Consider the following 24,226-nt stretch of genomic DNA (forward strand, 5'->3'; position numbering starts at 1 on the left):
AATTGGGCAAGCTGCACCATGGCAGACAACACAAACTGGGACGTTGTGAAGCATTGCGGCAACGGCACATTTTCCTGATCGCCAGCCGTAGGCCGTAGCGAGCCATAGCGAGTTACGGCAATGTGCGCACCGCCGTAACTCGCTATGGCTCGCTACGGCCTACTTTCAAGGGTCGTGACAAGTTGACAGCGACACATTTTCATCAGGCCAGGCGATGCCTACGCGGCTAAGCGATCTAGCGTAGGCCGGAACAAGCGCAGCGCAGTTCCGGCAATTGCATTACGCCGTCGTGGATTGCCGGAACTTCGCTGCGCTTGTTCCGGCCTACATCATCAAACCCAGCAGCATCAAACCACGCAATCCGCAACGCCGGCGACCAGTAGCGTGACGCTGATGATGGCGTTGGTGTCGAAGAAGGCTTGGTTCACTCGGTCCAGGTCATCGGGGCGAACCAGGCGGTGTTGTCGGATGACCAATGCCGTCGTTGCGGCAATCGCGATCCAAAACACCCATCCAAGCGGTTGTGAAACACACGGCAAAAACGCCAACACGATCAACATCACGACATGGCACGCCGCGGCGATCCGCAATGCACCCGCGATCCCGAATCGGGCAGGCACACTGTTCAAACCCGCATCGGCGTCAAACGCGGCGTCTTGGCAAGCGTAGATGATGTCGAAACCGGTCACCCATAACGCGACGGCGACCGCCAAGATCGTTGGAACGGCTAGGTCCGATAGCCAGCCGATCAGTTCGCTGCTTGAATTCGGAAAGGCACCCATGTACCCGCCGCGAATCGCAACCCAAGCGGCGATCGGTGACAGGCTGAGCGCGACGCCCAACCACAAGTGTGCCGCCGAAGTAAACCGTTTCGCCAAGCTGTAACCGCACAGGAACAACAGCACCGGGACTGAAGCAATCAGCGGAATTCGATTGGGTAAAAATAATGCTGTCGCGGCGATAAACGCGATGCCGCAAAACAGGGTGAACCAGAGGACTTGGTTTGCGGACAGGACGCCTGCTGGAATGTGTCGCGATGCAGTTCGCGGGTTGGCGGCGTCGATTTTGCGATCCACCAACCGATTAAACGCCATCGCGGTGCTGCGTGCGGTGACCATGCAAATCAAAATTCCCGCCAAGTCGCGCAGGCGAACTGCCGGAAAGGTGTCCGTGATTCCGATCGGCGTGGCCAGCGCCATCACTGCGGCCAACGCAGCGAACGGCAACGCAAAAATGGTGTGGCTAAAGCGGATGAGGCCCAGCCAAGATGTCAACTGGGTCGCTTGGGTCATGTTGCTTGAGTTCGTAGGAGGCCGGTGGAGGACGAAATTGATTCCGTTGAGCGCGTGCGAGTTTTTACAGTCGCCTTTCGCTACGTGAAAGTGGCGGACATCGATTTAATTGCTGACGCTCTTAGTCGTAGCGGAAGTCGCCAAGACTTTCGGCATCTCGGAGGGGAAATAAAGCCGACACTTCCTCGCTATCGCCCCATCCGGGGCTTTGTTTTCTTGTGCGTTTGGATCCGTGGGCCGAGGCCCACGGCAGGGAGCTGTCGCCCCATCCGGGGCTTTTGTTTTCTTGTGCGTTTGGGTCCGTGGGCCGGGGCCCACGGCAGGGAGCTGTCGCCCCATCCGGGGCTTTGTTTTCTTGTGCGTTTGGGTCCGTGGGCCGGGGCCCACGGCAGGGAGCTGTCGCCCCATCCGGGGCTTTGTTTTCTTGTGCGTTTGGGTCCGTGGGCCGGGGCCCACGGCAGAGAGCTGTCGCCCCATCCGGGGCTTTGTTTTTTTGTGCGTTTGGGTCCGTGGGCCGAGGCCCACGGCAGGGAGCTGTCGCCCCATCCGGGGCTTTGTTTTTTTGTGCGTTTGGGTCCGTGGGCCGAGGCCCACGGCAGAGAGCTGTCGCCCCATCCGGGGCTTTGTTTTGGTCCAGTAAAAACCCATTGTCTTGTTTAGCCGCGTGGGCATCGCCCCGCGCGTTTCGCGCCGCATGGACGCGCGGGGCGATGCCCACGCGGTTAAACAGTCCAAGAACCCTTTACGGCAGTGAGCTGTCGCCCCATCCGGGGCTAGTATTCCGCGTCACCTCAATTTTCGGGTAGCGGAACTCGCCAAGAGTTTCGGCTACGAGGGGGACGCCGAAAGTCTACGCGACTTCCGCTACCTCCTACCCGAAAATTGAGCTGACATAGAACACTAGGTTGCCGCTGGCACCTGGTTGGGAACCCTCTCCCTTGCTTTGGCTCGACCTCTGACGTGGGGCGGGCGAAGTGAAACGCCGTTGGAGTTTTTGCGCGATACGATCTAGGAAAACACTCTAATTTCCGAACGGGTCGGCACCGAACGGGTCGCCGCCTCCGCCGCCAAACGGATCGGAGCTTCCGCCGCCGAATGGATCGGTACTGTCGCCACCGAACGGATCGACTGGCTTGGTTTCCTTGTCGTCAAACATGCCGCCCTTGGATTTCTTTGGCTTGTCTTCCTTCGCTTCAGCTTCCTCTTCTGTGGCCGCGGGAATTGTGTCCGGCTGAGTATTCAAGGTTGGTAATTCAGAACTGATCGGACGCAGACATTGGATGCCGCCGTGATCAGAAACTAAGTACAGGCGATCCGTGAAAGCGTTGCTGATCGTCATCGCAGGCTGCAGACTTGGGTAGCTGCCGATCCGCTCGCCGGTTTCCCGATGGATCACCATCAGCGATCCGTCGGATGCACGTACAAACAATTCATGAGCGACCGCGCCAACCAATTCAGTGACACCGCTGACCGTGTTGTCCCACAACTGCGATCCGTCAATCGTCGATAGGCAATACAGATTGTTGTAAGACGAACGCATAAAGAGTTGTTGTTCGATCACGATGGGTTCGCCGTAGAAAGGTTCGCCAAACGGTTGGCTCCATTTGACCAAGCCTTCGCGAGTCGCACGGATGCCGTAGACCTGACCAGACTCGCTGCCAAAGTAAAACCGCTCGTTCTTGGCCGCTGCGATTTTGCCGGTCACCAATCCGTCTGTCTTTAATCGGAACAACGTCGATGGCGTTCCTTCCATGTCCATCACAAAGACAAAGCCCTTGTCGGTTGACCAGGCGACTTTGGTTGATCGCGGAGCCAACGTCGGTTGGCTGATCGCGTAACCTTCGACTGATTCGTAGTACGGGTCGTGTTCAAGATCGTCCAATGAGTAACAAACCACACCGCCGCTGATCCCTTGAATCATCGCGTAGCCGCCCGCGTTGATCGCGCCAAAGATCGGCGTTCGGCCAAGCACGAGTTCGCGTTCGACTTCGCCCGTGTCCGTTCGCACGATGATCATGTTGCCGCCGTTGACGACGGAAATGTGAGTGTCGTTGACGCCGATTTGGTAGTACGTCATTCGCGAATCACCAACGCGAGTCGTCCACAACGTTTGGCCGGTTTCAGCATCACGTGCCTCCAGCGAACCGTCGTTGGCGATGCTGTACAAACCAACGCGTGGCGATGACACCATCCGAGTCGTGGCGGTGATGCCGCGTCGCTTCAGCCGCCGGATCTCGTTGGACGCTAGACGCTCGGCTTCCTTCTTTCCGCGAAACGCACTGCCGCCGGAAAACGGAGTCGTCTTGTTGGTCGAGACAATCGTTTCGTCGATCTCAGATTCAGGCTCGACCAGGAACCGCGACAAGACGCGAACGTTGTCGTCTTTCTTCTTTGCTGAGTCGATTTTGTTTTTGTTTTCAGGTTTGATTTTCTTGCCTGGCCGAACACTCTTGGCCGGATCAGTCGTGATTACTTCCAGGTACTGGTTGGGGCGACTTTCGTGAACGTACAGTTCCATGTCGGAAATTGACTGAACGCCCATCGGCGACGATACCGACCGATTCCAGGCTTCGACCAACCCAAGCTGGTCGGCGACCCTGGCCGACATGTGTTCATTCGCCATCGCTGGACGGACCAGAACGGCATGGCTGACGAAGCAGCTAAACAGCAAGACGGAGGCAAAGAAGCAGTTCAAACGCATATTGGGGAACCCGGCTGGTCCAAAAAAGTACAGGAGACTCTGGTCCGTATTCTAATCGATTTGCCGGTGATGGTGAGTCAAAAAGGCCGATCCCAGGCGGATGATCGTTTCCCATCGTCCGCATCGCGATCATTGCGAGGATTGTACGGGATGATTTTACGGGTGGCGAAAAGCAAATGTAGGCCGGAACAAGCCGCTTCGGCGCAGTTCCGGCAATTGCATGGCACCGCATTGGATTGCCGGAACTGCGCCGAAGCGGCTTGTTCCGGCCTACGTCCATTTGCAAGTGACCAACATGCTTTGAGGTCGAAAAGCGAATCAAATTACCGAGCAACTTTAGAATGCGGCGCCGTTGGGCCTTGGGCCGCAGAGCAAATGTAGGCCGGAACAAGCCGCTTCGGCGCAGTTCCGGCAATTGCATGGCACCGCGTTGGATTGCCGGAACTGCGCCGAAGCGGCTTGTTCCGGCCTACGGTCCGACGTTGCTGCGCGAAATAGGGGTCGGACCCAACGCCGTGAAGGGTTTCTCAATCGTTTAACCGCGTTGGGCATCGCCCCGCGCGTCGTGCGGCACCGAACGCGCGGGGCGATGCCCACGCGGCTAAACGAACTAACACGTGTTTTCCTAAACCAAAACTCTTCACGGCGTTGGATTGCCGGAACTGCGCCGAAGCGGCTTGTTCCGGCCTACGGTCCGACGTTGCTGCGCGAAATGGGGGTCGCACCGCATTCCCGATGGCGTCTTCCGTTATGATTAGACTAGACCAATACCGGCCGCCCTCATCTTCCTCGCTATGACTCTCTTCTCATGAAAGACTTCACCGACCTGCTTCTCAAGAAAGGCATCATCAGCCTCGATCAACTCACCGAAGCCGAAGAGGTGTCCAAGAATACCAGTGCCAATGTGGGCGACGTCTTGGTGCAGATGGAATATGCCACGCCCGAGGAAGTTGCCGAGTGCTTGGCCGAATTTCACAAGATTCCCTACGTCGATCTGCGGACCGCCAATATCGGCGAAGAAGTCATCGAATTGGTGCCCGAATCGGTCGCTCGCGAAAACAACGTGCTGCCGTTTGATGAACACGACGGAGCCCTGCGGATCCTAATCGCCGACCCGTTTGACCTGGAAACCATCGAAAAACTGCGTTTCATCCTCAATCGCAAGATCGAAACCGCCCTGGCACCCAAAACCGCCATCCAGGGTGCGATCAACCGCTATTACGGACAAGTCGAAGGCGAATCGGCTGACTCGATGCTGCAGGAATTCACTGACACGGCGATCGATTTCACCGAAACCGAAGACGGCAGCGGTGGTGACGGCGGCGGCGAAGAAGACGACGACGACAACAGTGCTCCCGTCATCCGGTTGGTCAATTTGATGATCGCCGAAGCTGTTCAATTGCGGGCGTCCGACATCCACGTCGAACCGTTTGAAGAACGTGTGCGAATCCGCTATCGCATCGACGGGCAATGTGTCGAACGCGAAAACGCTCCTCGCCGGATGCTGTCAGCCATCATCGCTCGGATCAAGATTCTGGCCAAAATCGACATCTCTGAAAAACGACGCCCCACCGATGGGCGGATCAAGATCACCGTTGGCGATAAACAATTGGATCTGCGGGTCAGCATCATTCCGACCAACCACGGATCGTCCTGCGTGATGCGGTTGCTGGACAAGGACAACATCAAGGTCGGCGTCCGGCAATTGGGTCTGTCCGAACGCGACTTCCGCAATTTCAACTCGCTGATCCGACGTCCCAACGGAATCATTTTGGTGACAGGCCCGACGGGATCCGGGAAGACGACGACACTGTACGCATCACTGAACGCGCTGAACCGGCCAGACCGCAAAGTGATCACGGCGGAGGACCCGGTGGAGTACTACTTGCCGGGGATCAACCAGGTCGAAGTGCGGCACAAGATCGGGCTGGACTTTGCCCTGATCATTCGCGCGATGCTGCGTCAGGCACCCAACATTATCCTGGTCGGCGAAATGCGTGACCATGAGACTGCATCGATGGGAATCCAGGCTTCGCTTACTGGACACTTAGTTTTCAGTACCCTGCACACGAACGATGCGCCCAGTGCCATATCACGAATGGTGGACATCGGTGTACCATCCTACATGGTGGCTAGTTCCGTCATCGCGGTGCTGGCTCAGCGGTTGGTGCGGACGATTTGCCCTCGTTGCAAGGTCCGCTACACGCCGCCCGCCAGCGTGCTGGAGGACACCGGGATTCCGCCCGAAATGGTCAAGCAGGCTGAGTTTTCGCGGGGCAAGGGATGTGCGTATTGTGGGCGGTCTGGTTACCGGGGTCGGATCGGTATTTATGAGCTGATGCTGATCAACAGCAATATGCGTGAGATGATGTTCAAGAACAGCAGCACCGCTGAAATCCGCATTGCAGCGATAAAGAACGGTATGTCAACGCTTTACACCGATGGAATGCTGAAGGCGACCCGCGGAATTACGACGTTTGACGAGGTCTATCGCGTGGCCAAAAAGACCGAATCCGAGCATATCGCGTTCGACAATATGCTGAAGGATTTGGATAGCCTGTAGGCCGAAGAAACCGGGCCATGATCGCCGTCTATTGGCTACCTCCAATGACAAATGACGATTGACAAATAACTAATGACAAATCGCACGCAGACGGATTTGTCATTAGCTATTTGCCATCTGTCATTTGTAATTTTCCTGGCTTGGAACTGCGGGGGGGCGTTGGCTGGGCAAACCATGGTCCCGATCGCTGCCCAAGACCATTAATGCCTCGCAACGGCGTTTTTGCTGGCCTTGGCGAGTTTCACAGCGATAATGATGGCATAGGCGGTAGCGAAAGTCGCCAAGACTTTCGGCACACAACGGAACAACGCCGAAAGTCTTGGCGACTTTCGCTACCTCCTCTCATCAACCCCCCATCTCTTCCAGACGTCCATTCATGGCAACCGTCCTCATCGACAAGCTGCTGCAGGCAGCTATCAAGCAAGGCGTCAGCGATATCCATATCGTTGTCGGCCAGCCGCCGGTATTCCGGTTGCACGGGCGGATGCGGAAGCTGGAAACGAAGACGCTGGAAGCCGAAGATACCGTGTCGTTGATGAAATCGATCACGCCAGAACGCTGCCAACGCGAATTGCAAGAATCCGGCAGCACCGACTTTGGGTTCGCGTTCGGCGACCAAGCTCGGTTCCGCGTGTCGGTGTTCAAACAACGTGGCTTCGTTTCGATGGTGCTGCGGCAAATCCCTAACGACAAACTGACGCCCGAACAACTCGGCCTGCCCGAAGCTGTCGTCAAAATGACGCACAGTCCGCGTGGTTTGTTCCTGGTGACCGGGCCGACGGGTTCAGGAAAGTCAACGACATTGGCTTCGTTGATCAACCTGCTGAACGAGACGATTGACCACCACATTATCACGATCGAAGACCCGATCGAGTTTTATCACGACCACATTGAATCGACGATCAACCAACGCGAAGTCGGCGTGGACGTGCCCAGTTTCAGTGAAGCGATTCGCCGAGCGTTGCGGCAAGACCCGGACGTGATTCTGGTCGGCGAGCTTCGCGACTTGGAAACGATCGAAGCGGCGATCAGTGCCGCGGAAACCGGCCACGTCGTGTTCGGCACGCTGCACACCAACAGTGCTCAGGGCACGGTCAACCGAATCATCGACGCGTTCCCCGGCAACTTGCAGGACCAGATTCGTACTCAGTTGGCATCGACGTTGATCGGCGTTGTCGCACAAACGTTGTTGCCGCGGATTGGCGGCGGACGCTGTGCGGCTTACGAGGTGCTGAATGTGACGCCAGGTGTATCGAACCTGATTCGCGAAAACAAAACCTTCCGCATTAATTCATCGATGCAGACCGGAGCCAAGTTCGGGATGCAGTTGATGGACGACGCGTTGTACGTGTTGTGGAAAGACGAAAAGGTCAGCGTCGAAGATGTCCTGGCCAAGGCTCACCGCCCCGACGACCTAGCAAAACGAATCGTCGCCAGCCGCCGAGGCGAAGGCGACGACCCCATTCCCGTTCCAGAAGATTGAGGAAAAGAGCTGTTAGCTGTTAGCTATTAGCTGTTAGCTTTTTCGTCTCACTGATCCAAATCCTCCCCGCAAAAAAGCTAACCGCTAATTGCTAATCGCTAATCGCTAATCGCTAATCGCTAATCGCTAACCGCTAACCGCTAAAAACCAACCCCCATGGCTACACGACGCATCGGACAGATTCTCGTTGACCTCGGATTCCTATCCGATGAGCAGCTTGAGGTATTGCTGGAGGAACAGGAACAGCAGCCCGGAACGCTGTTGGGCAAGATCGCTGAAGACATGCAGTTGATCACCGACGAACAACTGATCCAAGGGTTGGCCGAGCAGATGGGGATGCAGACGGTGTCGTTGGAAGACGCCGAGTTTTCGCCTGAGGTGATGGAGAAAATTTCAGAGACGATGTCGCAACTGTACCGCGTCGTTCCGCTGGCGTTCGACGAGGCCAGCAACACGTTGACCGTCGCGACCTGTGACCCGCAAAACCTGAACATCCAAGACGAATTGCGTACGTTCTTGGGTCACGAAATCAATGTGATCATCGCGACCGAAACCGATGTGCTGAAGACGATCGAACGCTATTACGACAGTGAATCCGAGAGCGTCGAGAAGCTGGTCAAGTCGTTGGCGGAAGACGAAGAATTGAAGTCGATGATTTCGGCTTTGGAAAACGACAAGTTCAACATCACCGACGCTGCTGCGATGGCCGATTCCGCACCCGTTCGCAAGTTGTTGAACATGGTGCTGTTGTTGGCGATCAAGGATCACGCGTCCGACATCCACTTTGAACCTTTCGAGGACGAATTCCGGATCCGCATCAAGTCCGAAGGCGTGCTGTACGAAATGGTCCCGCCGCCTCGTCACTTGGCGTTCGCGATCACGACTCGAATCAAGGTGATGGCCAACCTGGACATCGCCGAACGACGGATGCCGCAAGACGGACGGATTGAATTGATGGTCGGTGGTCACCCGGTTGACCTTCGCGTGTCGGTGCTGCCAACAATCTTTGGCGAATCGACGGTCATGCGAGTGCTGGACCGATCGGTGGTCGATTTGTCGCTGGGCAACGTCGGTATGAACGAAGAAACGATCGCCAACTTCCGTGCCGCGATCGATCGCCCCAACGGCATCGTGTTGGTGACCGGACCGACGGGCAGCGGCAAGACGACGACGCTGTATTCGGCGCTGTCTGAACTGAACAATCCCGAAGACAAATTGATCACGACCGAAGACCCGGTTGAATACGACATCGAAGGCATTATCCAGATTCCGATCGACAGTGCCGTTGGCGTGACGTTCGCATCGTGCCTGCGAGCGATCTTGCGACAGGATCCTGACACGATTCTGGTCGGCGAGATCCGTGACTTGGAAACAGCAGAGATTGCGATTCAGGCGGCGCTTACCGGTCACTTGGTCTTCAGTACGCTGCACACCAACAGTGCCGCCGCAACGATCACTCGATTGAAAGACATGGGCATCCAGGCGTTCATGATTTGCGCGACCGTCGAAGCCATTTTGGCTCAGCGTTTGGTTCGCCGAATCTGCACCAAGTGCCGCGAAGAGGCGAAGGTGTCGCAGGCGATGTTGTTTGATTTGCAGATTGAAAAAGAAGCCATCCGCGGCAAGAAATTCTTCAAAGGCACTGGCTGCGATAACTGCAACAACACTGGGTACAAAGGCCGGATCGCGTTGTTCGAGCTAATGATCATCAACGACAAAATTCGCGACATGGTAATGGGCAACGCATCGACCGACGACATCCGCGACGAAGCAATGAAAAACGGAATGATCTGCCTACGCGACTTCGGCATGACCGTAGCCGCCGACGGCATCACAACCCTAGACGAAGTCATTCGAGAGACGGTAAGCGATTAGCGATTAGCGATTAGCTTTTAGCGATTAGCTTTCCAAAATCCGATTCAACTCAACTAAAAGCTAACCGCTAACCGCTAAAAGCTAAAAGCTAAAAGCTAAAAGCTAAAAGCTAAAAACCAAAGACTCTTTCCAATGAAAAATTTCAGGGACTTAATGGTGTGGGAGAAAGCTCATGCGTTTGTGTTGCAAGTTTACCGACACACCAAAACGTTCCCGAAGGACGAACTGTATGGATTGACTTCGCAACTGAGACGTTCGGCCGCATCGATACCAACGAATCTTGCCGAAGGATGCGGAAGACGTGGCGACAAAGAGCTCTCGCGGTTTTGTGACATTGCAATGGGCTCCGCCAGCGAAGCTGAATATCAAATCCTGCTAGCTCACGACCTGGGCTACATCGACGATCAAAACTACCGACAGCTCGACGACCAAGTATCCGAAGTGAAGAAAATGCTTAACAGCTTCACACAGAAACTGCGAAGCAATTGAAGAAGAAGCGATTGGCTTTTTACGAACCTCGCCATTCCCACAAAAGCCAAAAGCTAATCGTTCCCCAAATCCACCACCCCAAAAAGCTAACAGCTAATCGCTAACAGCTAAAAGCTCTTCAAAAGCTAATCGTTCCCCAAATCCACCACCCCAAAAAGCTAACAGCTAATCGCTAACAGCTAAAAGCTCTTTAAAAGCTAATCGTTCCCCAAATCCACCACCCCAAAAAGCTAACAGCTAATCGCTAACAGCTAAAAGCTCTCTAAAAAGCTCTCATCATGCCCATGTATCAATTTGAAGCGATGGATGCGACCGGAAAAGAAATCCGGGACGAGATCGATGCTGCCAACGAAGAAGAGGCGCAAACGACGATTCGTCAGATGGGATACTTCGTCACGAAGATCTCCGTCAAAAAAGAGAAAGCCGGCGCGGCGACCAAGGGTGGTGGTAAGAAACGTCCGTTCGCAATCGGCGGTGCGAAAACAAAACACATCTGCGCGTTCACTCGCCAATTGTCGATCCTGCAAGACGCCGGGCTGCCGATCCTGCGCAGTTTGAAGATCCTGGAAAACAATCAAAAACCAGGCAAGCTGAAAAACGCCCTGATGGACACCTGCGACGAAATCGAAGGCGGTGCAACACTGTCCGAAGCGATGTCGAAATGTCCGAAAGTGTTCAGCCGTCTGTACGTCAACATGATCAAGGCGGGTGAGGCTGGCGGTGCGTTGGAAACGATTCTGCAGCGGCTTGCCGACTTCCTGGAAAGTTCCGAATCGCTAAAACGAAAAGTCAAAGGTGCGTTGATCTATCCAGTCATCGTCGTCACCGTCGCGATCGCGATCTTGACGTTCATCATGCTGTTCATCGTGCCAACGTTCGAGGAAATGTTTGAAGAATTCGGGCTGACGTTGCCTGCGCCAACGCTGTTGCTGATCGCGATCAGTAATTACTTGGCCGGTTACTGGTGGCTGTTGATTCTGTTGCCCGTGTGTTTGTTGATCCTGATCAAACTGATCCGCAAATTCCGTCACGGTCGAATGGGCTTTGACATGTTCATCATCAAAGTGCCAATCTTCGGCAGCCTGATCGAAAAGAACATTCTGGCCCGGACCACACGGACGCTGGGGACACTGATCAGTAGCGGTGTGCCGATTTTGGAAGCCATCAATATCACTCGCGAGACGTCCGGTAACGGAATGTTCGAGCGAATGTTTACCAAGGTCAACGATTCGATCCGCGAAGGTGAAATCATCAGCAAACCGCTGGCCGAATACAGCGTGATGGGATTCCATCCGATGGCGTGCGTCATCTGGGCACTCTTTGGTGCGTTCCCCGGGATCATCCTGTTGTCGATCGCCGTCACATCGATCGGAACCAAGTTGGACGACGGCACGATGGTGCAAACGTTGACATCGATGGGCGTCAAGATGACCATCGGCGGCGGATTGCTATGCGGTTTGTGGGGATTCAGCAAAGCCAAATCACGAGTCGTCGATGACCTGGTCGTCAACATGGTCGACGTCGGCGAAGAGACCGGTGAACTCGACACGATGTTGTACAAGGTCGCCGACACCTACGACGAAGAAGTCAAAGTCATGACTGACGGCCTAACCGCGTTGATGGAACCCCTGATGATTGTGTTCCTAGGATTCGCAGTCGGCTTCATCGTCATCAGTCTCTTCATGCCCCTCGTTTCACTCATTTCAGGACTAACTTAGAGGAAGCTGTTAGCTGTTAGCTATTAGCTATTAGCTATTAGCTATTAGCTATTAGCTATTAGCTATTAGCTCTTCAAAACCTCTACCACTCACGTTTAACCATTACCCACAAAAAGCTAATCGCTAACAGCTAATCGCTAACAGCTAGTTCCCCCCCATGCAATTAACCATCAACCTGCCGAGCCGCGATGAAGTTCTTGCGAGCAATCGCAAGCGATGGGAGGAAGTGCTTGCTGACCCGACGATTTCAAAGTTGCCAGGTCGAATTGAAACAAACGCTTTCGGGAACATCATCATGTCGCCACCGCCGGGCGGGCCTCATTGCAAGCGACAATTTCGTATCGGAAAGCAGCTTGAAAAATTGCTTGGAGGCGAAGGGTTTGGGGAATGTCCGATTTCCACGATCGATGGAGTGAAAGCGTGTGACGCGGCTTGGTATTCGGACCAGCGATATGCGAAAGTCCGTGGTCAGAAAGCGTTTGAGATTGCACCCGAGATATGCGTCGAAGTCATCAGTGCGTCGAACACGGCTGCCGAGATCAAATACAAACGCGACTTGTACTTCGAGGCTGGTGCAACCGAGTGCTGGCAGTGCGACCTAAACGGCCGCATGACGTACTACACCGCCGACGCCCCCAACACGTCCAAAACCAGATCAGAGTTATGTCCCAAATTTCCCGAGGCAATCGAGGATTAGCCATTTTGGCGTTAGCCACGGTTCCTACTTACAACGACGCCCACAACCACACTTCCAAAACACTCATCACCGCAAATTTTTCAAACCACTAACCGACGCGAACAGAACGCTAATAAGAAACCCAACGCCTAAGGAACGAGCGACTTTTTATAGTCGCCTTTCGCTCCGCGAAAGCAGCGGATTCGCTACTTTCGCGGAGCGAAAGACGGCACTAATTTCCCGCTCGTCCCTAATCCCCGAGCACCACGACCCCACTCTTCGTTAGCGTCCATTAGCGGTTCACAAAACCAAAAACCTATTCTCAAACCGCTAATTGACGCTAACAGAACGCTAACAAGAAACACAACGCCCAAGACCTGATATCCAACACCACCACGACCGCTCTTCGTTAGCGTTTCATTAGCGTCCATTAGCGGTTCAAACCAACACAAATTCCTAACAGCTAATCGCCCCCTCAACACCTACTCATCCGCCATGACAGCCAAACCACTTCCCGAACGCGCGACCCACATCCGCCCCGGCTTCACGCTAGTAGAAATCCTAGTCGTCATCGCCATCATCGGCATCCTCATGGGAATTGCGATTCCGGCGATCAATGGCGCTCGTGAGACTGCCAACATCACTGCTATCAAGATGGAACTCAGTTCGATGGAACGTGGTTTAGAAAACTATCGCGAGACTTACGGCGACTATCCGCCAGACTTTTCTAGCTACCCCGTTGTGCAAAGGCACTACAGCAAGATCTTCCCTCGTATGGGCGTCAACGATTCCACCTTGCTTTTTAACATGCTCCATCCCGGCGGCACGTTTAGTGCAACGGCAATGGACCGCGCCGAAGCGTTAGTTTGGGCACTGGGGGGATACAGCGACAATGTTCAGCGTCCTTTCACGGGGCCGGGTGGTCCACTTTCTTGGTCTGGAACTGGTGCGAACTCGTACTCGGACACGGCGGTAACGGACGTGATGCGTCAGACCCCTGCCAACTTCCAAATCAACATCGAGCGTCCAAACGCCCTGCATGAGTTCGCGCCCGATCGTCTGAATTACAGCGAGATCGATGCGAGTGCCGCGGTCACGGGCACAAACCGGTACCTGTCGACCGATGACAGCGACCTCTTTCTAACCTACCAAGCTCGTTCGGACGGAGCGCCGATTCTTTACTTCGATTCACGAACCTACGCTCAATTTGATGCAACCCTAGCCGACTTCAATGGCTATTACACAGCCACGCATGGTGGAGTACGCCCCTACATTTCAAACCAGTCGAGTCTTGACCAAACCATGCTGACCTCTGGGACGTTCACGACTGATGCCACTGCAATTTCATCGTGGCAGTTTCTGAATCCCAACAAGTTCCAACTTATCTCTGCGGGCCTCGATGACAACTTTGGCGTTCTGCCAACCCAGCCAGCCATCGGCGGCCAAGCGGTTTACTTCCAGTATCCAACGGGTGCTGCGATGTCACCAGATGCGAGTGTGGGTACGCCGGGTGAATTGTTGATCGACGATGTGAGTCGTTATCAAGAGACGATTATTTATGGCGGTTCGGAGAATTTCCAGCCTGATAACATCACCAACTTTTCAAACTCCACCCTTGAAAACGATTTGGAGCAATAGTTGATGGTTATTCCAATGGATCTAAACGAGACCTCAAGCGCAAAGGCGAAACGATCGTTGCGGCGTGCGTTCACCTTGGTGGAAGTGCTGACGGTGTTGGTGATTCTGTCCATCATGGGCAGCATGATCTTAACTGCGACCCGCGGTGTCACTCGGACTGCAAAACGGGCGAGAACGATATCGATTGTTCAAGCGATTGATCATGTGATCCAGCAGCAGTACGAATCCTACCGGTACCGGGCTTTGGCCGTGGAGATTCCCGACTCGTTCAACCCCTACGACGATAATGACGCTTCGACCGATACGGAAATCGGTTACGAAGTGCTCGCGACTGAAACCGCGCGGGTTCGCATGATGATGTTGCGGGATCTTCAGCGAATGGAGATGCCGGATCGCTATACCGATATCACTTCACCACCATCCGCGATCCGTGCGGCTTGCAATCCAGTTCTTCTAAACCCAGCGGGTCAGATTATCGCTTCGCGATTGGATCCATCGAAACGGCGGATGATGCCGGTCAACTGGTACGGAGTTGGCAATGATATTCCCAGCCGATTGGCAATGTACAACGATCGTTTGTCGGGATCGCAAACGGCCGAACATCAAGGTGCCGAATGCCTTTATATGATCATGGCGACTTCTTTCGTCGGTGGTTCGCCCGCGATTGACACCATCCCTGCCGCCAATATCGGGGACATCGATGGAGATTTTATGCCAGAGATTCTGGATGGTTGGGGAAGGCCGATTGAATTCGTTCGCTGGCCGGTTGGCTTTCAAGATGTTTACGGAGCCACCGACAGCCAACTCGCTGACGACTTTGATTTGTTTCGATCCGACTATGCCTACATCGCTGATCCACCGCCACCGCCACCTACTCCGCCGACCGGTATGACAATGGATCCCTCGTTGCCGATTGATCCTTACGACACTTCTGCTTTTCCCCAGCGGTTTCCATGGTCGGTTCGTCCGCTAATCATTTCACCAGGCGATGATGAGGAGTTCGGAATTGCGTTGAACCCTTGGTCGGATTCGACGACGGAACAACCTTTGTTCAGCTACCAAGCAGCAACATGGTTTTGGCCCATCACAGCCGCTTACTACGGTGCTGAATTACCGGGCCGTACTCGCGGTGCCGGGGGAACGACTTTCGGTGCCACCGCTGGGCATCCGTTTCCCGATCCCTACCTGCGTCGATTTGTGGCAACCAACGGTGGTGCTGCCGGTTTTGATGGCTTCTTTCCTGGTCAGTCGTTTACTGGTGACGACAACGTCGAAGCTACACAGGACAACCTTTCCAACTACTCGATACAGGTTGAGCAATGATGAATAACGCATCGAAGCACAGCTGGAACGGTGAAAGGTTCTTGGCTCTACGTCTTGCCCGGCCGCTTACGCGTCGCGGCTCACTAATTGGGGTTCGCGAAGGCACTCGAAAGCGAGTTGCGTTTACCCTGGTTGAGATCATGGTGGTCTTTGTTGTTCTGTCAATTTTGGCAGCGATCGCGCTACCAGTCGCAAAGAACATGATTGCGGATCAGCACGCAACGCGAACCGCTCGTGGAATCAGTTCTTACATCGATCGAATTCGTAATCGAGCGATCGCAGAGGGGCGTCCGATGGGGGTGCTGATTGAGCGATTAGCGAACACTGACAGCGACTTCGGGCGAGCTCATTCAGTTCGCATTCGAACGATGTCTGGGATGCCGCCCTACAGCGGTGATTCATCCAATTCAACCGTTCAGTTACAAACCAACGGCATTAATGCTCAATTTGAACCATCCGATAATCAACTGTTAACGCTGTCGGCCAGCATGGTCGCCGACCCCGCCATCACCGATGATGTCGATGACTTGCGAGCTCCCATTCGCAACGGAGACTTCATCGAATTACCCGGTGGCCGTTTGGTCCCCTTTGTTATTACTCACCGTGCATTGACTGAGCCTGATACGACGAAAGTTGTCATCACGTTCGATCTGCAGCAGACCGTTGGCGGCAGCCAGACTTTCCCTTCCGCTTCGATGTCGTTTATGGCTGCGGTTCGCAGTGTGCCTTACAAGATTCATCGGCGGCCTGCAGTTTCCAGCGCTGCTCCGTTTGACCTTCCCAAGGGTATGGCGATCGACTTGAACTATTCGGGACTCGGCAGCAGCGGAAACCAGTTTGCCCCCAGCATCGTCGATTTAACGGTGCCTGTTTTTAATATCGCAGTCGTTTTTGGGTCTGATGGAAAAGTCATTTCGGCGTCCCAAACATCGGACGGCATCGGTCCACCGCCGATTGGTCAATTGTTCTTTTGCATTGGGGAAACGGACGGCGTTCGCGCTGACGATCTTTGGGCCAACGAACGACGGTCAACTGCAAATATTCTCAATACAGATTCAATTTGGTTGGTGATCAATCCAAGCACGGGTCGAGTCGTAACATCACCGTTTTCGGATGTGTCGCAGACTCCACCAACGGACGTGGCTGATCCCACCACAGCGGAACTAAGCAATGCCATCGCCCAAGCGCGGCAGTTGGCTCTTCTCTCAGATACGGTGGACCTGGAATGATCTATTTAGCAAACAGGATGGCCGTCACTTTGGTTGAAGTGATCTTTGCGATGGGCGTTGTGCTGATCGGATTGTTGGGGTTGCTATCGATCTTACCGCTCGCGGGACAGCGTGCTCAGGAATCGGTCAGCCTGAGTGTGGCCAGCGTGATTGGCGAACAGGTCGTTGGTGAACTGCAATCACGTCACTACTTGGCTGACGGCAGGCTGAAACCTATTCGGCGTGACTTGGATGTAGCGTTGACTGCCCCAGCGGTCGCGAACCTGACGCTTCCGACCAGCAGTTTTTGTTTAGACCCGATGTTTGCCTCATCCACAACGATTCCAGCAAATCCGCCGCCGGTCAACGGTTACAACCAAACGCTTTTTCCCTACTACTCCGCCAACCATCATCCTTTTTTAGATCCATCGACCGATTCGACATCTTGGCCAACTGCGCAACCGCGTGTCACACGCGTTGGAGTCACCAACATTGAAAACAGCGCCACCCCCATCATCGAATCGAACAACTTCGTTTCACTAAACGCAGCGATGAACATCAGCGAAAGCGATGACAGCTTGTTGGTCAATCGGCCTGATGATCGATCTGCAAGTTCGAATTTTGAGAATGCAAACTTGACCGCTGTGTCGGGCGGCTTGCCTTACGGAAAACGTATTTCCAAGGGCGAGTTCACTTGGATCGCTACGGTCGATCCTTTGCCGGGCGGTCGGTATGGTTCGGTGTCGGTGGTCGTGCTGCGAAACCGTGAACGATTGTTCGACCTTCCCGATGCAACAACCGCCCCAGAGACGCCGGAAGAAAACGGTGTTGGCGAACGTTTGGCTTATGTGTCATTCGCATCCGGGTTCAGCGGCGGATCTGGCGGTAGCGTCCACTTGGTCGCCAATGCGAACACTTCGGATCGCATCTTACCGAACAGTTGGATCATGCTTTCGCGAAACACGCCGACGGGCCCAGTCCATCGTTGGTTCCGCGTTGCAAGTGTTGGCCGTGAATCCGAACGGTTTCGAGTTACCAGTGCTGACATGACGACTGACCATGTGGATCTTGGGTGTCGGGTGCCAGCCGGCACCTTCGATGTTTGGCGACATAAGGTCTATCTCGATGGCCCTGACTGGAGCTTCAACTTTATTGAGGGCGGGACTGCCCGAAAATTTGCTGATAGCAGCTTAGACGACAACACCTATGCGACGATCGTTGCGGATGTTGTGTCGGTCACACAGCGTGTGGTCCTGATGACAGACCTTTGACGAATGAAGTTGCCCCCTCTTCTCTTCTTCTCTTTCAAGCCACGCTTTGCGAGTGCTTATCATGTCACGTCAACACCAACTCAATCCGAACCGTTTCAAATCAAACCGTTCGCAATCGAACCGTTCCCAGTCGAACCGTTCAGGAATCATCTTACTGGTCGTCCTTGGGTCGCTTGCGTTCTTTAGCATCCTGGTAGCCACCTACTTGGTCTTCAGCAACGACTCGCGTGATTCGTCTTTTGCGATTGCAAAACGAAATACTAATCAGCCTGATGTTCGCGCGGCGACCGAAGAAGCGCTGATGCTTCTGATTCGAGGTACCGACGATCCGAACGCTCCGTTCTACGGGGAAGATCTACTAAGCGACTTCTATGGTCGTAGTGATGGGATCGACGTTCAGGTTCATCATGTTCCGACGTTCGCGGCTGGGCCTTTGTACGCCGGTGAGGGCTTCATTCGATTTCCGGTCAGCCAGAACGGAACGGTTCGACCAACTGGGTTAGCTGCATTTCCGTTCGACGATGCCTACTCGGGACGACTCGTCACGTTCACGCAGGGCGCACTTGCAAACCAAACCTATCGGGTGATTCGTTCATCTTTTGTCCCACCAACTGCGGCTATACCGGCCCACGACAATTTATTTATTCAAGTTGACGCCGAGGTATTCGGAGGTCTCACGCCGACCGCTGCACAGGTAAGGCAGCTCTTTTATCGAGATGCTGCTGACCTGACGACAGGTGGGTACGAGTTCCACATCAACGGTTCACCACGTAACGCGTTGGGTCTTGGGTTTGTCGCCGGTGCCAACGTGGATGCAACAACGATGGATGCGGCCTTCGTCGCTGAGCTCGGACAACCCAGCAATCCCAATGCGGCCTTCGATGCAACCAGCAACCCGGCTATCGGATTGAACTTGCCGGTCGCCTTGCAACCGAATCACATTGGCAGCAATGTCAACAAAGCACTCACGCCCGGTGACTTCGACGAGGACTACGACGCGGCTGATTTCAACAATTGGTTTCTAAGCCATCGAAATCCCGATGGTTCGGTGATTCCATCGTTCCACCGGCCCTCGGTGTTGAACTACATTCTAAATGACAACCCAGACTGGTCGGCAGCAGCGAATACGGACTATCGAGATTTGCTGGTCAGCCTGTCTCGCGCAACCTTTCGTCCGATTCCGATCGAAGATGGGCAATTCATTCCCAATGCAGACGTTAATAATCGAACGCCTGCGATCAATGGCCGTTTTACCGGTGGCAGTAGTGAATTTGCGTTACGGTCAGCACAGCGATTTGTTACACCCGACAATGGAACGCTTATCAATCAAGCACAAAATCGCCTGGACCAACTTGCCAAAGCGTTAATTAATCCACTCAATGGTTGGGACGTCGATAACGATTCCGACGGGATTGCCGATAGCGTTTGGATCGATTTGAACTTGCCGATGTTCACATCGCCCGAAGGTAAATTGATTCGCCCGCTGGTTGCTCCCATGATCGAAGACTTGGGCGGACGATTGAACCTGAACGCGATTGGAAATTTAACGCTTCCCTATGTCGGTGGTGGCCATAGTTCGCTTGCAGCGGCCTGGGGCAAGACGGCAGCCGAGTACACCGCTCAGTACGGAACGACGCCCGCGATCCAGCCCGAAGATGTCTTCCGCGGATTAGGCTGGGGCCCCGCCGATGCGACGCTCCCGATTACTTTGCTTGGTGGCACTGTGCCAGCCGCCCAGCAGACCGCAATCAGCGGTGTTTTTGGACAGATTTTAAATCGTCGCTATCAGTTTGGTCAGCGTGCATTCGCGGCCAATGAGGCACCCGGGCGTGTCGACCGGGAAATCCACGACGCGCTTCGTTTTAGTTATCGCTTGCCATTCCAACGTGCCGCTGATTCGATGGGCTACAGCGATGATGTCTATGGACGCGGTGGAATTGCGATCGGTCGCGACGGCAACCTTGTTGCTTCGGATTCTGGAACAATCATTGATGCTGGTGATTTAGGAACCACACCTGTGGAACCCGCATTTAACGAGGCGATCAACACTCCGTACGAAGCCGATCCAACTGGACGGCTTGGTGGTGACACGCCTTATACCTACGCCGAATTTGAAGGCCTGTTGCGTCAGTTCGATTTTGATACCGAAATGCTGCCCGCTAGGCTGACGACACTGTTCAACGAAATCGGTTCTGTCAATCCAAACGTTGCCAGTCAATTGGCTCGCTCAGTCACCCCGCACAGTCGCAGCAACGACAGCCCGGCAAGTTTTGGCGACAGCCGTAGTTCCGTTCTGTCATTAATCGAATTGCTCGAAGCTGTAGCCGGGAACACGATTGGTAGCCATTACACGCAGATCGAACTGGATCGATTGCTTCCGCCAGAATTGCGAATCGGGAACAAGCTAGACATCAATCGCCGGTTCGGCAACTACGTTGACGATAACGGTAACTTAGTGATCGACGAACCGTTGGAAACCAACCGCGCCGACGCCGATGGTATCGACAACAACAGCGATGGAACGGTTGATGAACCCGGCGAAACGCTCGGCGAGATTCAGACCTACGTTATTCGCGATGGCCAGACAGCGAGACCGGGTCGATATACCGCGACGCCCGGTAACAGTATTACGCCGAATTATGTCTTCGACTCGGAAGCTCAAAACGACGCCTCGGGAACTCTGATGCCCACAGGCGATCATGGTCGCCAACTGCTTGCGCGTCATCTGTATGTGCTAATGATGACGGTCACGCGGGACCTAACAGCACCAGGAACCGCTGCTCCTATTATTCCAGTCGATGCGATTACTGACGGTCTCTTTTCACCTCAGCAATTGCAACTCTATCGGGCCCGACGGATCGCTCAATGGGCTGTCAATGTCGTCGATTATCGCGATTCCGATTCCATTATGACTGCGTTTGAATACGATCCAGACCCGTTCACTCGTAACGGTTCGACACGTGAGGGCTGGGACGTTGACGGAAACTTGCTTACCGCTGAATCGATCGAAGTTGCGTTTTCGGCGGGTGGCACAACCACGACGATGGTTCGTCCCGTTGTCTGGGGCGTGGAAGAACCCGATTTGATTTTCAGCGAGTCGCTTGCAATGCACGATTTGCGAGTTCGCGATGCAATGCGAGATTCCGGCGCTGGGGACGATATCGCTGGCGGTGATCCCAACACCGACCAAGTGAGGATTCCACAAGGCTCGCTGTTTTTAGAGCTGTATTGTCCGCGACCGGTCATCGCCGGCGACCAAACGACCAAGTCGCGTGTGCCGCGTGAACTTTACGACATGCCGGCACCGCTAACCGGCGTCGCTACTTTGGACCTGGATCGCCAAGCTCCGATTGATTTGGCGCAAGCCAGTGCCCCCATCGCAACTGCTCGCACCGGAGCACCAGTTTGGAGAATTGCGATTACCGAGCCTCACTTTGTGGGGTCCGGAAACGATACTGAAAACTTTGCGGTTCAGCGTGATCTTCGTCCTGACACCGCGTCGTTTGATATCCAATCTCTTGACGAGGTGGATGATTCCGTCGTCGGCACCATGAACTTTGATCGGTTCATTCTGTTCGGTGATTTCATCGAAACCGACACCGCGCCCGATGCAGCATTCGACGATGTCGTCGCCCTTCTTGCCGCGACCGGACTCTCGGATGCTGCGACTGGGCTGAGTCAACAGATGACAGCAGAGCAAGTGTTCTATGCCCCGAGCATCGCGACGGTTCCAGAAATCAACGCTGTTCGCAATCTGCAGCCCGGGCAGTATTTAACACTTGCGCCCCGCGTGACGACGGTTCTAGGGTCCAAGGAACATCCGGTTGGTGCGCCAGTTGAACCAGGCATTCCTAGTGAGCAAAAATTCTTGCTAACGGACTTGCAGGGCATCATTCATACTGCCATGGATGACACTCGCTTGACGCCTTCGTTGACGACGACTCCGACAGCGGCAACAGACGGGTACACACCTGCGCTACCAATGATGATCGCAGCACCACGACCAACTGGCTGGCCCAACGGAACGGCGACGGTCACCAACTTGGAAAACAACGTGGTTGGGTTAAGCGTTTCGGAACCGCTGCCGCGTGGTGGATCCTATTATCCGCTTCCACCGCTTCGGTATAACGGAACCGAGGATCTTGATGGTGACGGAACGGAAGACTACCTATTAACCGATGCTTACATTGATTTCAGTAACGCAGCGACTAACGCACTGGACGATCCGCTGGACTTGGCGACCGGACGAATCCCGGGTGCCGATCCAACCGCGGCTGTACCACCAGTTGAACCACCGACTGGCACGACTCCTAATTACTGTACCGCCGTTCTTCAGCGGTTGGCTGATCCAACAATTCCTTGGAACGCCGTCACAAACCCCTATCGAACAATGGACTGGATCACTGTCGATCTGACGGTCTTCTCTGGTGAGGATCGTGAGGTCGTTTCAGGGACTTATGCTGCACGTTCGCGTCAGCGAAACGGTGCGATGCGAAGCGTTGCGTTCCCGACCGTGATCACACAACCTGGAATGCAATCCTTGTATTCTTACCAAACCGACGAAGCGACGCCGAGTTTGACGATGGATACGGCGGTGCCAGAGTATTTCCGTTTTGTCGTAGCCGGTGGTGGTCAACCGCATCTGGGCAATTCACTGAGCTACCTGAACAACGCTAATGCGATTGCCAATCCAGGATATGTCGGATTCGCGCCATCGATTGGTCTAAACGGTGCGTTGGCGATCACGAACAACGATCGCAACCTACCGTCAGTGCCTTTCGCAAAACATCCTTGGCTCAATCGCCCGTTTGCGTCCGTCGCTGAATTGATGATGGTCCCTGCATGTTCGCAGGCCAGATTGTTCGAGGAGTTTACAGTGGTCGCAGCCGCAACTGGGGATCCATCGATCTATACGCCCGAAATGATTGCGGCAACCTCGCCGGTTAGTCCACAACGAATCGTTGAAATTGATGCTTTTCGTGGAGGTTTCCGGCACTTGCTGAACTTCTTTGCCAGCACCCACCCAGATTCTGCGGCAACGGATGTCCCCGAGTTTCATCGCATCTTTGAATTGATCAACACGCGACCGCGGTTCGCTGGCGAACTAGAACCGATCTTGCCGGGACGTATCGAAGGCCTCGGCACCGTCATGCTGCCGTTGACCGAATTGTTGTCAGCTCCGTTTTGTTACCTCTATGACGACAATCGGGTTGGCACCGTCAACCTGAATACGATGTCTCAGTTTCAAACCTGGGCAGGGATGATGCAGGGTCATCTGCGCAATGCTGAATTCAACATTGAGACCGGTTCGGGGGCGACCGAGGATCAACTTTCGTTCGCTAGGTGGATCGAAGGCCGACGCGGATACCCAGTGCCGACTGCACCGACACCTGATTTGCCAGTCACGGGAACGGCACCGTACAACTATGACGGTTTGCGGCTGAACCCTGAATACCCAACTCAATTTGCAGGTGTCATGCGAACAGGAATCAACGCAAACTTCGCGATGAATGTTCGCAATAGCGGAACGGTCGAACCACTTCGACGTCGTGAAACCCATGCGGGGCTGTTACGCGGAAAAGGGCCGTTGGGAGTCAACGATCCCGCTGGCGGACTTGCCACGGACGACGCATTCTTTGTGCGTGATGAGTTACAACTTCCCACAGCGGGAACGCAGCCTCATACCGATCGCTTCCGCAATCCGTTTGTTCGCTACCAATCATTGATGCGGATGCCCAATTTGGCTTCGGACAATTCCCAGGTTTTCTTATTGCGGATGACGCTGGGTTTCTTTGAAGTAGACGCTTCGACCGGCGGACTAGGCACGGAATATAACGCTGACCAAGGCGAGAACAAGCGTTACCGATCGCTCTATATCATCGATCGATCGATCCCCGTCGGCTTCGTGCCGGGGCAGGATTTAAACGCCAGGGATGTCGTTGTGTTTGAAAGCTATCCCGAATGATCAAGTTCATTTTGATAAAAACTG

General features: G+C 54.3%; 13 protein-coding genes. 11 read left to right on the forward strand and 2 right to left on the reverse strand.

Annotated elements, in window-relative coordinates:
• Positions 1-347: 347 nt before the first annotated feature.
• Positions 348-1,292: a 4-hydroxybenzoate octaprenyltransferase gene (locus RC85_RS16280; protein WP_068264734.1), complete on the reverse strand. Its 945-nt coding sequence runs from the start codon at positions 1,290-1,292 to the stop codon at positions 348-350.
• A 1,021-nt stretch (positions 1,293-2,313) separates the two neighbouring features.
• Positions 2,314-3,993 carry an outer membrane protein assembly factor BamB family protein gene (locus tag RC85_RS16290; RefSeq protein ID WP_068264736.1) on the reverse strand — a complete coding sequence of 560 codons (1,680 nt, stop codon included), beginning with the start codon at positions 3,991-3,993 and terminating at the stop codon, positions 2,314-2,316.
• Positions 3,994-4,801: 808 nt separating this feature from the next.
• On the opposite strand from RC85_RS16290, the gene RC85_RS16300 reads away from it, so the two are divergent.
• The 11 genes from RC85_RS16300 to RC85_RS16350 all read left to right on the forward strand — a co-directional run bounded on the left by RC85_RS16300 (position 4,802) and on the right by RC85_RS16350 (position 24,202).
• Complete coding sequence (locus RC85_RS16300; RefSeq protein WP_068264738.1) at positions 4,802-6,556, forward strand: GspE/PulE family protein; 1,755 nt, start codon at positions 4,802-4,804, stop codon at positions 6,554-6,556.
• A 376-nt stretch (positions 6,557-6,932) separates the two neighbouring features.
• Positions 6,933-8,039 carry a type IV pilus twitching motility protein PilT gene (locus RC85_RS16305; protein ID WP_068264739.1) on the forward strand — a complete coding sequence of 369 codons (1,107 nt, stop codon included), beginning with the start codon at positions 6,933-6,935 and terminating at the stop codon, positions 8,037-8,039.
• Between the two features lie 156 nt (positions 8,040-8,195).
• Positions 8,196-9,914, forward strand: coding sequence for a GspE/PulE family protein (locus RC85_RS16310; protein ID WP_068264740.1), 1,719 nt, complete (start codon positions 8,196-8,198; stop codon positions 9,912-9,914).
• Between the two features lie 132 nt (positions 9,915-10,046).
• Complete coding sequence (locus RC85_RS16315; RefSeq protein WP_068264742.1) at positions 10,047-10,403, forward strand: four helix bundle protein; 357 nt, start codon at positions 10,047-10,049, stop codon at positions 10,401-10,403.
• A 278-nt stretch (positions 10,404-10,681) separates the two neighbouring features.
• Positions 10,682-12,121, forward strand: a complete 1,440-nt coding sequence (locus tag RC85_RS16320) for a type II secretion system F family protein (protein ID WP_068264744.1) — start codon at positions 10,682-10,684, stop codon at positions 12,119-12,121.
• Between the two features lie 157 nt (positions 12,122-12,278).
• The gene (locus RC85_RS16325; RefSeq protein ID WP_068264745.1) at positions 12,279-12,818 is read left to right on the forward strand and encodes a Uma2 family endonuclease; all 540 of its coding nucleotides are present in this window, start codon (positions 12,279-12,281) and stop codon (positions 12,816-12,818) included.
• Positions 12,819-13,292: 474 nt separating this feature from the next.
• Complete coding sequence (locus RC85_RS16330; protein WP_068264747.1) at positions 13,293-14,435, forward strand: type II secretion system protein; 1,143 nt, start codon at positions 13,293-13,295, stop codon at positions 14,433-14,435.
• A gap of 3 nt (positions 14,436-14,438) precedes the next feature.
• Complete coding sequence (locus tag RC85_RS16335; RefSeq protein WP_084422745.1) at positions 14,439-15,758, forward strand: type II secretion system protein; 1,320 nt, start codon at positions 14,439-14,441, stop codon at positions 15,756-15,758.
• Positions 15,758-16,987 carry a prepilin-type N-terminal cleavage/methylation domain-containing protein gene (locus RC85_RS16340; protein ID WP_068264749.1) on the forward strand — a complete coding sequence of 410 codons (1,230 nt, stop codon included), beginning with the start codon at positions 15,758-15,760 and terminating at the stop codon, positions 16,985-16,987. Before RC85_RS16335 ends, RC85_RS16340 begins: the two co-directional genes overlap by 1 nt.
• The gene (locus tag RC85_RS16345) at positions 16,984-18,237 is read left to right on the forward strand and encodes a hypothetical protein (RefSeq protein ID WP_068264751.1); all 1,254 of its coding nucleotides are present in this window, start codon (positions 16,984-16,986) and stop codon (positions 18,235-18,237) included. Before RC85_RS16340 ends, RC85_RS16345 begins: the two co-directional genes overlap by 4 nt.
• A gap of 61 nt (positions 18,238-18,298) precedes the next feature.
• Positions 18,299-24,202: a hypothetical protein gene (locus tag RC85_RS16350; RefSeq protein WP_084422748.1), complete on the forward strand. Its 5,904-nt coding sequence runs from the start codon at positions 18,299-18,301 to the stop codon at positions 24,200-24,202.
• Positions 24,203-24,226 lie beyond the last annotated feature (24 nt).

It is taken from the genome of Rubripirellula obstinata (assembly GCF_001642955.1).
In the GTDB taxonomy this organism is placed as follows: domain Bacteria; phylum Planctomycetota; class Planctomycetia; order Pirellulales; family Pirellulaceae; genus Rubripirellula; species Rubripirellula obstinata.

Bases quoted from the DNA above. Each gene is read 5' to 3' on its own strand.
- RC85_RS16335 (WP_084422745.1), top strand. From the start codon at position 14,439: ATGGTTATTCCAATGGATCTAAACGAGACCTCAAGCGCAAAGGCGAAA.
- RC85_RS16310 (WP_068264740.1), top strand. From the start codon at position 8,196: ATGGCTACACGACGCATCGGACAGATTCTCGTTGACCTCGGATTCCTA.
- RC85_RS16315 (WP_068264742.1), top strand. From the start codon at position 10,047: ATGAAAAATTTCAGGGACTTAATGGTGTGGGAGAAAGCTCATGCGTTT.
- RC85_RS16280 (WP_068264734.1), bottom strand. From the start codon at position 1,292: ATGACCCAAGCGACCCAGTTGACATCTTGGCTGGGCCTCATCCGCTTT.
- RC85_RS16320 (WP_068264744.1), top strand. From the start codon at position 10,682: ATGCCCATGTATCAATTTGAAGCGATGGATGCGACCGGAAAAGAAATC.
- RC85_RS16345 (WP_068264751.1), top strand. From the start codon at position 16,984: ATGATCTATTTAGCAAACAGGATGGCCGTCACTTTGGTTGAAGTGATC.
- RC85_RS16290 (WP_068264736.1), bottom strand. From the start codon at position 3,993: ATGCGTTTGAACTGCTTCTTTGCCTCCGTCTTGCTGTTTAGCTGCTTC.
- RC85_RS16325 (WP_068264745.1), top strand. From the start codon at position 12,279: ATGCAATTAACCATCAACCTGCCGAGCCGCGATGAAGTTCTTGCGAGC.
- RC85_RS16350 (WP_084422748.1), top strand. From the start codon at position 18,299: ATGTCACGTCAACACCAACTCAATCCGAACCGTTTCAAATCAAACCGT.
- RC85_RS16330 (WP_068264747.1), top strand. From the start codon at position 13,293: ATGACAGCCAAACCACTTCCCGAACGCGCGACCCACATCCGCCCCGGC.
- RC85_RS16305 (WP_068264739.1), top strand. From the start codon at position 6,933: ATGGCAACCGTCCTCATCGACAAGCTGCTGCAGGCAGCTATCAAGCAA.
- RC85_RS16340 (WP_068264749.1), top strand. From the start codon at position 15,758: ATGAATAACGCATCGAAGCACAGCTGGAACGGTGAAAGGTTCTTGGCT.
- RC85_RS16300 (WP_068264738.1), top strand. From the start codon at position 4,802: ATGAAAGACTTCACCGACCTGCTTCTCAAGAAAGGCATCATCAGCCTC.